Raw genomic sequence first — 14,098 nt, 5'->3', positions numbered from 1 at the left:
GATGCCCCCCGCTGCCATGCAACCCGCCGCGCTGGCGATTCCGGACCGGCTGCGGACCGACTTCGCCGTGCTGGTGCCCGCCTTCGACGAGGCGGAGAACATGGAGGCGCTCTTCCGCGAGCTGCGCGAGACGTTCGCGCGCCATCGGCTGGGCGGCGAAGTGATCCTGGTGGACGACGGCTCGCGCGACGGCACGTACGACGCCGCCCTGCGCGAGAGCGCGGGCTTCCCCCGCGTAAAGGTGCTGCGGCACCGGCGCAACCAGGGGAAGACGGAGGCGATGGTCACCGGCGCCCTCGCCGCCGAGACCGAGTTCCTCGTCCTCTTCGACGCGGACCTGCAGCACTCCACGGAGGAGATCCCGCGCTTCCTGGCCGAGCTGGCGAAGACGGGGTCGGACATCGTGTGCGGGCGCAAGGTGGGGAACTACGAGAAGGCGGCGGTGAGCACCATCTACAACCGCCTCTCGCAGCGCCTCTTCCAGGTCCCCGCGCGCGACCTCAACTCGATGAAGGCGTTCCGCGCCGAGATCCTGCGCGAGATCCCGCTGCGGCACGACTGGCACCGCTTCTTCGTGGTTCTGGCGCACGACCAGGGCTACTCGGTGTCCGAGATGGACATCGAGCTCTTTCCGCGCCGCGCCGGCGTGGCCAAGTACTCCGGCCGCGGCCGCGTGCTGGTGGGCGTCGGCGACCTGGTCGTCGTCTGGTTCTACCTCAAGTTCACCGAAAAGCCGATGCAGTTCTTTGGCGGCGGCGGCCTCGCGCTGATCCTCCTCGGCATCCTGGTGGGCCTGGTCACGGTTGTGCTGCGCATCGGCAACTGGATGCCCCCCTTCGGCTACCGACCGCTGCTGACGCTGGTGGGACTGCTGGAGACGGTGGGCGTGGTCCTCTTCGGCTTCGGCTTCATGGCCGAGCTGATCGCCACGCTGCGATCCGAGGTGCACCAGCTGCGGCGGCGCTGAGGGCCCTCACCCCCGCTCGTTCCTCGCTGCCCCCTCTCCCGATAACAGGAGAGGGCTGCGCCCTCTGTTATCAAGAGAGGGGGCGGACCCGCTTCGACAGGCATCCGCGCAACACAGGTGGCCCCTCCCCCCGACCCCCTCCCCCGCCTGCGGGGGCGCAGGGCGGGTGAGGGGGAGAACTGCTTCGTGCGCGCGCAGATCCGGTAGGGGCGCGATTTATCGCGCCCGTGTCACGGGTGCCGCCGCCGCTCGCCCTGCACATCCATCCCGTACATCGCGCCCGCCCCTTCGCCCTGCCCAACGGATTGATCCCGTAGGGGCCGCCCCACGTGGCTGCCCGTGCCCGCCTCCACGATGCACCATGCACCGTGGGCGCTGCGCCGGGTCAGGCACGGGCGCGATGAATCGCGCCCCTACCGGGCTTTTGCCGCGCGGGCAGACGCACGCGTACGCCCCTCCCCCAGGTTGTTTTGGGGGAGGGGCCGCGAGGTGACGAGCGGGGGAGGGGGCCCGCAGCCGCAAAAAGGCCCCCGGCACATCGCCGGGGGCCTTTCCGCCACGCGCATCGAAGGCGAGGCTCAGCCCTCGTCTTCCTTGCTATCCGCCATCTGCGGGAGCGTCGTCATCGCCTTGATCTTGAGCTTGCGCTCGCCGCGCGGGAGTGTCAGCGACACCGTCTCGCCCTTCTTCTTCCCCATCAGCGCCTGGCCGAGCGGCGATGCCACCGAGATCTGGCCGCTGTCGATGTCGATGTAGTCGCCGAAGACGAGCGAGTACGTCTCCTCCTCGCGCGTGCGCATGTCCACGACGGTCACGCGCGAGCCGAAGCCGATGCGGTCCGAGGGAATCTGCGAGATGTCGATCTTGGAGAGCTCGCCGGCACGGCGCGTCAGGTGGTTGAGGCGTGCCTGCACGAACTGCTGCCGCTCCAGCGCCGACTTGTACTCCGAGTTCTCCCGGAGGTCGCCGTGCTCCACCGCCTTCTTGATGGACTCCGGCAGCGTCACCTGGAGCTCGTGCGTGAGCCGTTCGATCTCTTCGCCCAGCCTGTTCTTGAGCTCTTCCAGCATCGTCGCACTTGGGAAAAACGTAGCGTGCGCCCCGCAGCATGCGGGGCGCACAAGGGGACCAATTCGTAATGTAACAGCGCCAGGCCTCATCGCGCCAGCGATGGGGACGCGCGCTTGTAGAGCGTGGCGGCGGCGGATAGGTTGTGCGCACCGGCAGGAGGGCCCCTCCGCCCACGGACCCACACGCAAGCTCGACACGTGAACAAGAACGACAAGCTCCTCTTCGCCCGCTTCGCGCGGGAGCTCTTTACCCCCGAGACGCGCGTGCTGGAGATCGGGCCCGACCGCGACCCGTCGTCGTTCCGCGGGGTGGTGGGGCACGAGGTGAAGGCGTGGGACACCCTCGACTTCCACTCCCGCACCGACGTGCCGCTCACGTACCGGGCCACGGAGGAGTACAGCTACCCCGTGCCCGACGCGTCGTACGACGTGGTCCTTTCGGCCAACGTGATCGAGCACGTTCCCCGCATCTGGGTGTGGATGAAGGAGCTGGCGCGCATCTGCCGGCCGGGGGGGCACGTCGTCACCATCAACCCGGTGAGCTGGCACTACCACGAGTCGCCCATCGACTGCTGGCGCATCTACCCCGCGGGGATGAGGGCGCTCTGCGAGGACTCCGGGCTGGAGGTGGTGACCTCCGACTGGGGGAGCATGGACCTGCAGTGGCTGGAGCGGATGAGCCCGCGCAAGTTCCGCGAGAAGCACTTCTGGCAGCGGCTCTCGGGGGTGTTCGTGATGTGGAACGCCGTCACCCGCCTTCCACCGGAGGGCTCGTACGACGCAATCACGGTGGCGCGGAAGCCCTCCTGAACCTCGGAGAACGGCTCGATGATCTACCTGTTCAAGCGCTGGCTGAAGAAGCGTGTGTCCAAAGACAGCCTTGTGTGGCGCACCGCGACCACCGTGTCCGCCGTCGTGTTCTACCCGCGGACGCTGTACCGGCGCTACTCGCGGAGCAGCATCTTCAACTTCGAGAGCGAGATGGACATGTGCTCGCTCTTCCCGCAGGGGCTGCTGGACGAGGCGATCCGCATCTTCCAGCCCCGCTCCGTGCTGGACCTGGGGTGCGGCACCGGCCGCTCCATGGAGTACTTCCACGAGCGCGGGATCGACGTGTATGGCCTGGAGGGCTCGGAGCTGGCCATCTCCAAGGCCGCGCACCCGGAGCTGATCCGCCAGGTGGACCTGAACCACGAGGTGCAGCTGGGGCGGAAGTTCGACCTGGTGTGGAGCTACGAGGTGGTGGAGCACATCCACCCGGACTACGTGCAGAGCCTCATGCGCACCTTTTCCAACCACGGCGACAACGTGGTGCTCTCCGCGGCGCGGCCGGGGCAGGGGGGGCAGGGGCACTTCAACGAGCAGCCGCCGGAGTACTGGATCGCCCGGTTCGCCGAGCACGGCTACGTCTGCGACGAAGAGGCCACGCGCCGCCTCCGCGCCGTCCCCGAGGAGTTCAGCGCGAACATGCTCGCCTTCCGGCGCGCCGCAGCCTGAGGTGGACCCCGCCGCGCGTCAGGAGCCCGGAACGGCCCGGGCGGAGTCCTCCCGGCGATCCCTCGTCCCGGCGGCGGTTGTCGCGCTGGTACTCTCCATGGGCACCTGCTACGCGGTGCTCCACGAGATGACCACCATGCGAGTCGAGACGTACAAACCGGCGGAGGTGGTCGCGCGGGGGCGCAAGGAAGAGCTCCAGGACCGTTGCGCGGAGTTCGTGCTGCGGGAAGTGACGATCTGCATGGAGTGGTTTACCTACGACAACGACACGATCAACCGCACCCCCTACAAGCTCCTGATCGCGGCCGTCCGTCCAGCGGCCGATCTGCGCGGCGTGATGGTCGAGGAGATCGCCCTGTCGTCGAGTCTCGGGCGCCGCCACGTCTTCGCGGACACGCTCCGCTGGCCTCTCGAGGTTCCGCTCGCCGACAGGGCCGATCTGCTCCTGGAGCCCGCGCTGAGGATCGACTACGGCGCCAGGGAGGAGATCTCGACACGCATCCGGCTCCGGATCGTCACGGCCTCGGGAGAACGGCGAGTGGTGCTCCGCGCGCGCTGGGTACCGGTGCGGATCGAGTCATTCATGCCGATCGTGTAGAGTCCTCGGCGCCGGCGCCGCGGCGCAGGAGGAAGGCGGCGGGAAGGAGCTCGGCGGCGACGGTCCAGAGGCGGGCGGCGACGGCAAGGGCAAAGGCGACGGGGCGGGGAACCACCGTCGCCAGGAGGGCGGCCAGCGCCAGCTCCTTGTAGCCCAGCCCGCCCGGCGCAAAGAAGACCAGGTACCCCACCACCCAGGCGAGCGCGTTCATCGCCGTGAGCGCCGGGATGGTGGACGCGGGGACGTCCACGAAGGCGAGCAGAAAGAGGTAGAACGCCACCCCGTACATCCCCCACGTCAACGCCGCCAGCAGGAGGAGCTTCACGCCGCCCGCCCAGCTTCCGTTCCAAGGAAGCATGGGGCGGTGGGTGACGCGCGAGACCAGCTCCAGCACCGTGCGGATGACGCGCGGGTGCACCAGGAGGAACGCGGCGGGCGCGGTCCAGCGCAGCACGGGGAGCGCGGGCGCAAGGAAGCCGGCGCCCTCCGGGGGGATGAAGTAGACCCCCAGCAGGAGCGCCGACAGGAAGAGGAACCCCATCTGCACCAGCAGCGACGTCACCGCGACCACGGGGGAGAGCCCCGCGGCGGGGCCGAGCTGCGCCAGGCTGAGGAACTGCCACACCACGCCGGGGATGTAGCGCCCCAGGTTGGCGATGAACCAGGCGCGGGCGAGCGGCCGAAAGGGAGCGTCGACCCCGAACCCCGCCAGCGTCATCCTCCACACCGCCACACCCCACAGGAATACGGCGGAGAGCGCCAGCACCGAAAGGACGAGGAGCCCCGGGCGGGCGTGCCACTCGAAGCTCCTCAACCCGGCCGCGCTGCGTACGATCTCCCTCCCCAGGAACCCGACCGCGGCCGCCACCAGCAGCGCCGACGCGGCCCGGCGCCATGCCGGGCTCACCTTCATGCGGGCGCCGGGGCCGCCGCGCGGCGCCGCCCGCGCAACGCCGCGAAGGCGAGCCACGCGCCGTACAGCGCCAGCAGCGCCGTGCAGGCCAGGGAGATCCACAGCCCGGTGTACATCGAGCGCGGCTCGAAGGTGAAGACCACCTCGTGCGCGCCCGGGCCCACCACCACACCCCGGAAGGTGTGGTTGGTGCGCAGGATGGGGGCTTCGCGGCCGTCCACCCGCGCGTGCCAGTCCGCGTAGAAGTTGTCGGCCAGCACCAGAAGCGCCTGGCGGCTCGCCTGCGTGCGCACCACCACCCGGTCGGGCGCGTACGAGGCGACCGTGGCCGCGCCCTGCAGCGGGCCCGCGGGGAGGCGCACCGGCTGCTCCGCGTTGACCACGGCGGTGCTCCGCGGGTCGAAGCCCGCGCCGCCGATCAGGGCGATGGCGCCATCCGGCTGCGCGGTGGTCACCACGTTCCCCACCAGGAAGGCGCGGGGGAGGGCACCCGTGTTCTCGTAGACCAGCGCGCTCCCGCGGTGCACCTCGCGAAGGCGCGGGTCCTGGAACTCGGTACCGGTGATCAGGTAGCGCACGTTGGCGGCGTTCATGTACGCGGGGCTTCCCAGCAGGTTGTGCCAGTCCGTGTACACGTCCTTCCCGGCGCCCACGTACTCGTTGTAGCGCTGCAGCTGGTTGCCGTGCTCCCCGCCGGCCATGTCGGCGTCGAAGCGCATCAAGTAGTTGCCGGGCTGCCCACGGTACACGGCGCCGGCGGGGAAGGGGAGGATCCACGCGCGGTCGCGCTGCGGTCGGGCGCGGAGGAACTCCGCCACGTCGTCCGCCGCGAACATCGCCTCCGGAGGCGGCACCGTCTCAAAGAACTTGCGGTCCACGATCCACAGGTCCACCACGGTGAGCGCCGCCAGCAGCCCGAACGCCGCGCGCGACCCCAGCGACCCCCGCATCCACATCCAGAGGAGTCCCGCCGCCGCCGCGGCGAAGAGGGCGAAGCGGAACGCCGCGGAGCCTGGCCCCGGCACCCCCTGCGGCGTGGAGCCCGCCTGCGCCACTGCCCCCAGCACCACCGCGAAACCCACCACTCCCGCGAGGATCCACGTGGCGGCCGGGTCCACGGCCTCGGGGCCCGACGCCGCGCGGACGGTGGCCCTGGCGCGCCGCTCCTCCATCCGCGCAGCCAGCGCCTCCAGGGCGAACGCCGCCATCATCACCAGCGCCAGCACCACCAGGAAGAAGCACAGGTTGGGCGCCCGGAACCGCTTGGTGCCCGGCAGCACCTCGTAGTAGATGCGGTACAGAGGGGTGTTTCCGCCCAGCGACACCGTCATGAAGAAGATGAACATCCCCAGGAAGAGCTGCCAGTAGCGGTTCCGCCGCGAGTACGCGAAGCTGAGCGCCGCCAGCACCACCACCACCGCGCCCGCGTACTCCGTGTGCAGCTTCATCGGGTTGGTGCCGCGGTACGTGTCCAGGTAGCCCGCGAGCTCCGGAACGGCCAGCGCGAGCACCTCGGCGGTGGGCAGCGACCACGACGTCGAGTACTCGTAGCCGCGACCGCCAGACATTCCGCGCGGCGACTGGTCCACGTAGTCCATGAACGGAATGAAGTTCACGGACGCCATCAGGAAGGCGATGGCCACCGCCGCCGCCGAGAGCGCCAGCACCCGCGCCAGCCGCCGCCGGTCGCGGAACGCCTCCAGGTGCACCAGGCAGAACACCCCCCAGATCAGCGCCCCCAGCAGCAGGTAGTACGAGTTCTGGATCTGGAAGCTGAGCAGCGAGAAGCCGATCGCCGCCGCCATCCCGGCAAAGGGCGCCACGGCCCCCGTGCGCACGCCGCGGTGCAGGAAGTAGAAGGTGAGCGGCGCAAAGGTGGCCACGATGATGCGCCCGTCGTGCCCGGCCAGCACCCACGACATGATGATGCCGGTGAACTGGAACGCCAGCCCCGCGATCAGCGCCACCCAGCTCCGGATGCGGAGCTCGCGCGCCAGCAGGAACGTCCCCAGCCCCCCGAGGCCGAACTGGATCACAAAGAGCGCGGGGAAGATCCTGGACACCGGAAAGACGGCGTCCACCAGGAAGCGGAAGGGGTAGAAGGTGCTCCCCGGGTTCGCGAAGATCGGCACCCCGCCGTACAGGTGCGGCACCCACTTCGGCATCTCACCCGCGGCGAAGCGCTGGGAGATGAACTCGTGCATGAAGTAGCTGCCCACCAGGTAGTCCGTCCCGTAGATGTGCCGGCCGGGAAGGAAGGCGGGGAAGAAGTAGAGCAGCGCCAGCCCGAAGTAGATCGCGGCGGCGACCCGAAGGGAAACGCCGGCCACGGGTTCCGCCGGGGGGGCGGCCCGCCGCGGCGGCGGAGCCTGGTTACGCGCGGTCTTCATCCGGTTCCTTGTCTCCGTTGCGGATCGCCGCCCTCGGCGGCGATGTCGTGTAGGTAGCCCAGGTGCTCGTCCGCCACGCGGTCCCAGCTGAACCGCTCTGCCGAGCGGCGCGCGGAGCGGCTGAGGCTTTCGCGGCGCGCGGGGTCGTCGAGCAGGGAGAGGATGGCGGCCGCAGTGGCCTCAGCGTCGTCCGCGGGAACGAGGATGCCGCCCCGCGGAGGGTCGACCACCTCGGGAACGGCGCCGACCGCGCTGGCCACCACCGGCACCCCCGCCGCCATCGCCTCCGCGGGGACCATGGGGAGCCCCTCGAGCCGCGAAGGCATCACCAGGGCGAGCGCCCCGCCCATCAGCGCCAGCACCTCCGCGCGCCCCACGCCGGCCAGGATGCGCGTACGCCCCTCCACCCCCAGCTCGCGCGCGAGCTGCCGGAGCCGCTCCTCGTCCTTGCCGCGGCCGGCCAGGCACAGCTCCACCTCCGGGTAGCGCTCCCCCACGCGCTGGAACGCGGCGAGGGCGGTGTCGAGCCCCTTGTGGAAGAGATCGAAGCGCCCGTAGCAGAGCAGGTGCCGCCCCTCGCGCCGCTCCACGCGAAAGAACTCGTCGGGCACCCCGCTCCCGATGCGCACGATCCTCGTGTCCGCGCCCACCATCGGCCGTAGCTGCTCCTCCATCCAGCGCGAGGTGGTGGAGATCCAGCGGCTGCGGCGCAGGAGCGCGCCCTCCGCCCGCCGCACCCCGAAGCCGGGAAAGCGCCCCCACCGCTCGCGCGCCGTGGGCCCGTGGAGCATGTGCACCACCAGCCCCACCGGCAGCCCCCGCGGCACGCGGATGGGGGTGTATACGGAGAAGTCGTACACCGCCGCGTCGTACTCCCCCCGCCGCAGCGCGGCCTCCGCCAGCCGCGCGTAGCTCCAGCGGCTGCGCAGGTAGGGCGACGGCGCGCCCAGCCGCACGTAGCGAACGCCGTCCACCACCTCGTAGCGCGCGCCGGGAAAGCTCCCCGTCGCCACCGTCGCGTCCACGCGCCCGGCGAGCCGCCGATAGATCTCGAAGACGCGCATCGACCCGCCGCCGCCCACCCAGGGGTTCCGCGGATCGTCGTAGATGCAGTGGAGGACGCGAAGCGGGCGGGCTGCCAAGATTCCCCGGAGCGGGTTGTGTCGCACGGGCAAACGCAATCGGGGGCCCCCACCAGGGAACCCCCGACCGCCAAGATAACTCCCCCCGCGCCGCCCCCGCTACTTCCGGCCGCGGGGATGACGCCGGCGGGCGCTTACGACCCGCTCCAGCGCAGCGTGAGGTAGCGGGCGAAGTCCGTCTGCGGGTCCTCGGGGACGTCGTGGTAGCGCATCCCGATCCCGCCGCTCCCCTGGATGCTGATGTCGGTGGCCTGGATTACGAGAACCCCGTCCACGTAGCCGCGCAGCGAGCTCCCCACCGCCTCGAACCGCACCCTCTTCACCGTCCCGCGCGGCCAGTTGACGTTCACGCCGAAGGTGAGGACCTGGAACTGTCCCCCGACCCGCTTGAAGATCTCGACGTTGCGGAAGCCGAGGAGGCTCCCGTCGTCGCGGATCGCGAGGAGGTAGAGGTTGTTCGGATCCACGAAGCGGATCACGAGACCGCCCTCGTCCGCGCGGTCCATCTCCGCCTCCACCCACCCGTCGCGGAAGACCACGTCGTTGCGCACCAGGTGGCTCTGCTTCCCCCCGCCCGACGCCGTCACCACGCCGCCGCCGATGGTCCACTGGGCCGGGACTTCGGAGTGGATCGTGTAGAGCGCCAGGGTGGGGGAGTTGAACGGATCTTCGGAAGCGGTTCCGCTCCCGACGAAGATGCGGACCGTCACGCTCTTCCCCTCGCTGGTGGCCGTGACGTCCGCGGTTCCGGGCGCGACCCCGGTCACCAGCCCGGTGTTTGAGTTCACCGTCGCCACGGCGGGGTTGGAGCTCGTCCAAGCGATGGTTCCGCCCGTGACCAGGTTGCCGAACGCATCCAGGCGCACCGCGGCGAGCTGCCGCGTCTCCCCGGCCGCGAGGAAGGCTCCCTCCGGGGTGACGCGGATGATGGCGGTGGGCCCAGCGACCACGTTGTAGCGGAACTCGACCATCCGCATGCCGTCCACGGTGAGCGCCTGCGCGATCACGCGCTGCGTCCCCTGGCGCGTGTTCGGGCGCCAAAAGGCCCGGGCGCGTCCCTTCTCATCCGTCAGCGCCCGCGAGGGCGAGACGGTCCCGCTCGTGCCGGTGGTGTACCAGTCGACGGTCGCGCCGGCGACGGCGCGGTTGTTGGCGTCCAGCACCCGCACGACGAGCGAGTCGGCGAGCTCTGCACCCGCCGCTGTAGTGCCGACCGTATCGGAAACCGCAACGAGCTTCGCCGCCGGACCCGGCGGCTCCGAATCGGTCCCCGAATTACAGGCGCCGAGCAGCGCGATGGACGCGGCCATCACGAGCTGGACGCGGAGAATGCGTGTCATCTGAATCACGTTTGGAGGGAGTAGAAAGCGGTAAGTAGCTGCGGTGCAACGGAATATACTGCATTGGGCGCACCGGGTGAAGCCCGGCCGGTTCGCGGCGCGAACCCGCATATCCGCGAGGTGGCGCAAGAACCTACCTCCAATAACGCGCGAGGGGCCTGCATCTGACACTTCGGTAACCCATCCCCACGCGCCTGCGAGCGAATGCGCACACACTTCGCCCCCCTGTTGAAGTTGTTCGACCACTCACCTGCTGATACCGTTGTGGTTGCTGGAGGTGCGAACCTCGTTAAGAGTGTTTAAGCCGCACGATTTGCACGCTCGTGTACAACGCTGCCAGCCGATCCGCGATCACATCCCACGAGAAACCCTGCTCCACGTCGATCCGGCCCTGCGCGCCCAGTTCCCGCGCGCGCCCGGGTTTTTCCACACACGCGCGGATGGCGCCGGCCAGCGCGCTCGCGTCGCCCGGCGGGACGAGGAAACCGTTACGCCCGTCTCGCACGATGTCCACGATGCCGCCGGCGGCGCTTGCGATCACGGGCTTGCCGTACGTCATCGCCTCCAGCAGCACCACGCCCAGGCCTTCCGTGTCGCCCTTGGAGTCGATCACCGCGGGGAGGACGAAGGCGTCGCACCCCGCCAGCCGCTCCGCCTTTTCCTCGGACGAGACGAAGCCGTGGAAGACGACGTCGTCCACCAGCCGCAGCTCCCCGGCGAGCCCCTGCAGCCGCGCGCGCTCCGGCCCGTCGCCGACGACGTGGAGGAGGGGGCGGCTCTCGCGCGCGAGGAGGGATAGAGCCTCGAGGAGGAGGTGCACACCCTTTCGCTCCACCAGCCGCCCCATGAAGAGCAGCTCCGGCCGCGAACCCGCCGGCCGTGGAGGGGGCAGGGAAGGGGCCGCATCCACCGCCGCGCCGAAGGGGATCACCTCGGTGCGCACCCCCGGCGCGACCCGCTGGAGCCGCTCGGCGGTGTAGGTCGATATCGCGGTGACCGCATCGGAGCCGCGCACGATCCGCCGCAGCATGGGCGCGAGAAAGGGGAACTGGCGGTCCATCCACGTCAGCTCCACCCCGAAAAAGGTGGAGACGAGGGGGATCCCCGCGGCTCGCTTGGCGGCCAGCCCCAGCACCCCCTGCGGGATCGGCCAGAAGGCGTGCACCACGTCGAACTCCCCCGATCGCGCCAGCCGCGCCGCCGCCCGTGAGCCGGCCGCCACGTACCCGGGAACCAGCGCCAGGAACCAGGGCCGCTCGCGGATCCGGTCGGGCGCCGTCTGGTCGTGCGTCAGCGTCTCCCACGCGCGCGGCGCGTAGCGGAAGCGGTGCACGCGCACCCCCTTCACCGTCTGCGACGCCAGGCCGCGGTACGACGGGGCGAGGACCTCCACCTCCACGCCGCGCTCCGCCAGCCTCCGGATCGTCTCGGTGAGCCAGGGGGTAATGACGTCGTCGGGGTGGCGGGCGTAGGCCGTCACCAGGTACAGGACCTTCACTTGTGGGGGGTCTCCGGCGGGCGTATGTTGTACATCCGTGCCAAGGTACCGCCTCCCACCAGCCGTTTCAAGCACAACTCCGCTCCGCCCTTGTTGCAGCGCGCCCTCGTCATCGTCCCCACGTTCAACGAGAGAGAGAACCTCCCGCGGCTCGTCCCCTCGATCCTCTCGCGCGACGCGCGGCTGGAGATCCTGGTGGTGGACGACGGATCGCCGGACGGCACGGGCGCCATGGCGGACGAGATCGCCGCGGCGGAGCGGCGCGTGCACGTCATCCACCGCGCCGGCAAGCTGGGGCTGGGGACGGCGTACCTGGCCGGCTTCGCATGGGGGCTGGAGCGCGGCTACGACGTCTTTGTGCAGATGGACGCGGACTTCAGCCACGACCCCGCGCACCTCCCGCAGTTCCTGAACGCCATCGAGGACTACGACCTGGTCCTGGGGTCGCGCTACCTGGAAGGGCGCGTGACGGTGGTGAACTGGCCCATCGCGCGCCTCCTCCTCAGCTACTACGCCAACGTCTACGCCCGCTGGGTGACCGGCCTCCCGGTGGCCGACGCGACGGGCGGCTTCAAGTGCTTCCGCCGCCAGGTGCTGGCCACGCTGGACCTGACGCGCGTGGAGAGCAACGGCTACTCCTTCCAGATCGAGATGAGCTTCCGCGCCTGGAAGCTGGGCTTCAGGATCGGCGAGATCCCCATCATGTTCGTGGACCGCGACCTGGGGGAGAGCAAGATGTCGAAGGCGATCTTCCGCGAGGCGATCTGGCGCGTCTGGCGGCTGCGCTTCCTCTCCGCATTCGGCCGCCTGCGCTCCGCCCGCGAGGGTTCTCCCGCCATCCCGCCCCCCGCCGCGTGAGCGAGCTCCCCGCCGTCCGCTTCCTGCGCACCCTCTGCGCCGCCATCCTCCGCGATGCCCCGCCCGCCGAGGCCGCCGCGCGCGCCCACGAGGCGCTGCGGGAGCTCTGGACGTCGCGGCGCTCGCTGGTGCTGGAGGTGCAGTTTACGGGATTCGTGAGCAAGGGTGAGCGGATCGGGGCCGTGGAGCCGGCGTTCCTGCGCGGGGCGGGGCAGCTCATCGTGCACCGCGTGAGCCTCGTCGGCTTCACGCCCGACGCGCGCGTGGAGGACCTCGCCACGCTCTTTGAAACCGCCGCCCGCCCGCCGGCCGAGCTGGGCGCCGAAGGGATCGTGGGCGCCATCCGCGCCGCCGCCCCGCGCGGCATCTACCTGAGCACCTCGACGGGCCAGGTGTACAAGCCCGCGCCGGCTCCAGCACCCGAGGTGCCCGCAGCGCCCGTGGAGGAAGCCGTTGCGCCGACGATCCAGGCACCGCCCGCATCGTCTGCCGCGCCGCCCGCCACTGCGGAAACACCGTGGGGCGACGCTCCAGGGATGCCGGAGATGCCCATGGTCGAAGACGCGCCGCCGGTACCCATCACAGCGCATACGGACGCATCCACGCCCGACTGGAACTCTGGCTTCACGCTGGAGCTGGACGACGGCTCGGAGCTCTCCTCGTTCGAGATCATCGAGGACGAGATGGTCCTGGCCCCGACGTCCGCGGCGGGGAAGGGCCCGTCCGAGCCGCCCCCGTCAGACGAGCCGGGCGCGAACGACATGTACCACATCTTCCGCGCGAGCTCGGACCGCGCGGACGAGGACTCGGACACGCTCCCGCACCGGCTGCACGAGGCCGAGAACATGGCGCGCTTCGACGACCTGGCCGGGAGCTGCGCCCGCAGCGCCCTTCGCCACCTGCGCGCCGGCGACCACTTCCAGGCCCTCGCCCTCCTCGAAGCGCTCGCCACCGAGGCGGCGCGGAGCGATCGCACGCGCCTCTTCCGCGAATCGGCGGAGCAGGCGCTGCGCAGCGTCGGCACCCCGGAGAACCTCCCGCACGTCATCGACCTCCTCCAGTTCGTGGGGCACGAGCGCGAGCGCGTCCTCCATGTCCTCTTTTTCCTTGGGGGCGAAGCGGTCTCGCTGCTGGAGAACCACCTCTTCCGCACGCCGGACGCGGAGGTGCGCAGGGCGATCTTTCGGCGCCTGATCCGCGGCGCGGGGGCAGGGCGCCCCACAGTCACCCGCGCCCTCGCCGACTCACCGGCCCGCGCGCGAGCCATCCTGGAGCTCGTCACCATCCCGGAAGTGGACGCCGAGCAGGCGGCCCGCTGGACCGCCGAGGCCGCCGCCCACGCAGACGCCGCGGTCCGCACCGATGCCGCGCGCACGGCCGCGATGCTGGGCGGCCGCGGTGGGCTGCGCGTCCTGGTGGACCTCCTGGCCGACGCGGACCGCGGAGTGCGCCGGGCCGCGCTGCACGGTCTGACATCGCTCAAGGACCCGGCGGCGATCCCGTTCCTCACGCGCTTCCTCAACGACAGCTCCGACGACGACCTCCAGCTCGGCGCCGTCGCGGCGCTCGGGCGAACCGGTTCGGCGGAAGCGCTGCCGCCGCTGCTGGCCATCGTGAACCGCCGCCAGCTCTTCGGCGGCCGCAAGGCCAAGGCGCTCAAGCTGGGCGCCATCGAGGCGATCGGCCTCACCGGCGTCCCGGCCGCGCGTGACGTCCTCGCCTCCATCAGCACCGGCTCCGACGCCGACCTCGCCGCCGAAGCCCGCCGCGTCCTCGCCACCCTCGGCTGACTTCTCCCGCCGCGTCAGCTCGTTCCGCTCCAACC

Annotated in this window: 12 protein-coding genes; 6 read left to right on the top strand and 6 right to left on the bottom strand. The window is 70.7% G+C overall.

The window, feature by feature from the left end:
* Position 1: 1 nt before the first annotated feature.
* Complete coding sequence (locus VF584_23375) at positions 2-967, top strand: glycosyltransferase family 2 protein (protein HEX8213136.1); 966 nt, start codon at positions 2-4, stop codon at positions 965-967.
* 578 nt (positions 968-1,545) lie between these two features.
* On the opposite strand, the gene greA is transcribed toward VF584_23375, so the two are convergent.
* Positions 1,546-2,037 (bottom strand): transcription elongation factor GreA, encoded by a 492-nt coding sequence (gene greA, locus VF584_23370; GenBank protein ID HEX8213135.1) that lies wholly within the window; start codon positions 2,035-2,037, stop codon positions 1,546-1,548.
* Between the two features lie 198 nt (positions 2,038-2,235).
* Here greA and VF584_23365 point away from each other — a divergent pair, with 198 nt between their 5' ends.
* The 3 genes from VF584_23365 (at position 2,236) to VF584_23355 (ending at position 4,132) form a co-directional block, all read left to right on the top strand.
* Positions 2,236-2,847: a methyltransferase domain-containing protein gene (locus VF584_23365; GenBank protein ID HEX8213134.1), complete on the top strand. Its 612-nt coding sequence runs from the start codon at positions 2,236-2,238 to the stop codon at positions 2,845-2,847.
* 18 nt (positions 2,848-2,865) lie between these two features.
* Positions 2,866-3,534 carry a class I SAM-dependent methyltransferase gene (locus VF584_23360; GenBank protein ID HEX8213133.1) on the top strand — a complete coding sequence of 223 codons (669 nt, stop codon included), beginning with the start codon at positions 2,866-2,868 and terminating at the stop codon, positions 3,532-3,534.
* 97 nt (positions 3,535-3,631) lie between these two features.
* Positions 3,632-4,132, top strand: a complete 501-nt coding sequence (locus VF584_23355) for a hypothetical protein (GenBank protein HEX8213132.1) — start codon at positions 3,632-3,634, stop codon at positions 4,130-4,132.
* Here VF584_23355 and VF584_23350 read toward each other — a convergent pair.
* The 5 genes from VF584_23350 to VF584_23330 all read right to left on the bottom strand — a co-directional run bounded on the left by VF584_23350 (position 4,116) and on the right by VF584_23330 (position 11,415).
* Positions 4,116-5,045 carry a lysylphosphatidylglycerol synthase domain-containing protein gene (locus VF584_23350; GenBank protein ID HEX8213131.1) on the bottom strand — a complete coding sequence of 310 codons (930 nt, stop codon included), beginning with the start codon at positions 5,043-5,045 and terminating at the stop codon, positions 4,116-4,118. The genes VF584_23355 and VF584_23350 overlap by 17 nt on opposite strands.
* Positions 5,042-7,435: a YfhO family protein gene (locus tag VF584_23345; GenBank protein HEX8213130.1), complete on the bottom strand. Its 2,394-nt coding sequence runs from the start codon at positions 7,433-7,435 to the stop codon at positions 5,042-5,044. The genes VF584_23350 and VF584_23345 overlap by 4 nt, the downstream gene beginning before the upstream one ends.
* Positions 7,432-8,577, bottom strand: a complete 1,146-nt coding sequence (locus tag VF584_23340) for a glycosyltransferase family 4 protein (protein HEX8213129.1) — start codon at positions 8,575-8,577, stop codon at positions 7,432-7,434. Before VF584_23340 ends, VF584_23345 begins: the two co-directional genes overlap by 4 nt.
* 134 nt (positions 8,578-8,711) lie before the next feature.
* Positions 8,712-9,917 (bottom strand): Ig-like domain-containing protein, encoded by a 1,206-nt coding sequence (locus VF584_23335; protein HEX8213128.1) that lies wholly within the window; start codon positions 9,915-9,917, stop codon positions 8,712-8,714.
* 289 nt (positions 9,918-10,206) lie between these two features.
* A complete protein-coding gene (locus tag VF584_23330) occupies positions 10,207-11,415 on the bottom strand; it encodes a glycosyltransferase (GenBank protein ID HEX8213127.1) in 1,209 nt (402 codons plus the stop codon).
* Positions 11,416-11,508: 93 nt separating this feature from the next.
* Between VF584_23330 and VF584_23325 the strand changes: the two genes are divergently transcribed.
* Together VF584_23325 and VF584_23320 are read left to right on the top strand one after the other, a co-directional pair.
* Positions 11,509-12,273 (top strand): polyprenol monophosphomannose synthase, encoded by a 765-nt coding sequence (locus VF584_23325; GenBank protein HEX8213126.1) that lies wholly within the window; start codon positions 11,509-11,511, stop codon positions 12,271-12,273.
* On the top strand, positions 12,270-14,063 hold the full coding sequence (locus VF584_23320; protein HEX8213125.1) for a HEAT repeat domain-containing protein: 1,794 nt from the start codon (positions 12,270-12,272) through the stop codon (positions 14,061-14,063). Before VF584_23325 ends, VF584_23320 begins: the two co-directional genes overlap by 4 nt.
* Positions 14,064-14,098 lie beyond the last annotated feature (35 nt).

The sequence above is a fragment of the Longimicrobium sp. genome (assembly GCA_036389135.1).
In the GTDB taxonomy this organism is placed as follows: Bacteria; Gemmatimonadota; Gemmatimonadetes; order Longimicrobiales; family Longimicrobiaceae; genus Longimicrobium.
The sequence above is the reverse complement of the archived record's forward strand: the minus strand, read 5'-3'. Positions and strand labels throughout refer to the sequence as shown.

What these genes read in the sequence shown, in the direction of transcription:
- VF584_23375 (HEX8213136.1), top strand. Translation starts at nt 2, where the DNA reads ATGCCCCCCGCTGCCATGCAACCCGCCGCGCTGGCGATTCCGGACCGG.
- greA (HEX8213135.1), bottom strand. Translation starts at nt 2,037, where the DNA reads ATGCTGGAAGAGCTCAAGAACAGGCTGGGCGAAGAGATCGAACGGCTC.
- VF584_23360 (HEX8213133.1), top strand. Translation starts at nt 2,866, where the DNA reads ATGATCTACCTGTTCAAGCGCTGGCTGAAGAAGCGTGTGTCCAAAGAC.
- VF584_23355 (HEX8213132.1), top strand. Translation starts at nt 3,632, where the DNA reads ATGGGCACCTGCTACGCGGTGCTCCACGAGATGACCACCATGCGAGTC.
- VF584_23350 (HEX8213131.1), bottom strand. Translation starts at nt 5,045, where the DNA reads ATGAAGGTGAGCCCGGCATGGCGCCGGGCCGCGTCGGCGCTGCTGGTG.
- VF584_23345 (HEX8213130.1), bottom strand. Translation starts at nt 7,435, where the DNA reads ATGAAGACCGCGCGTAACCAGGCTCCGCCGCCGCGGCGGGCCGCCCCC.
- VF584_23335 (HEX8213128.1), bottom strand. Translation starts at nt 9,917, where the DNA reads ATGACACGCATTCTCCGCGTCCAGCTCGTGATGGCCGCGTCCATCGCG.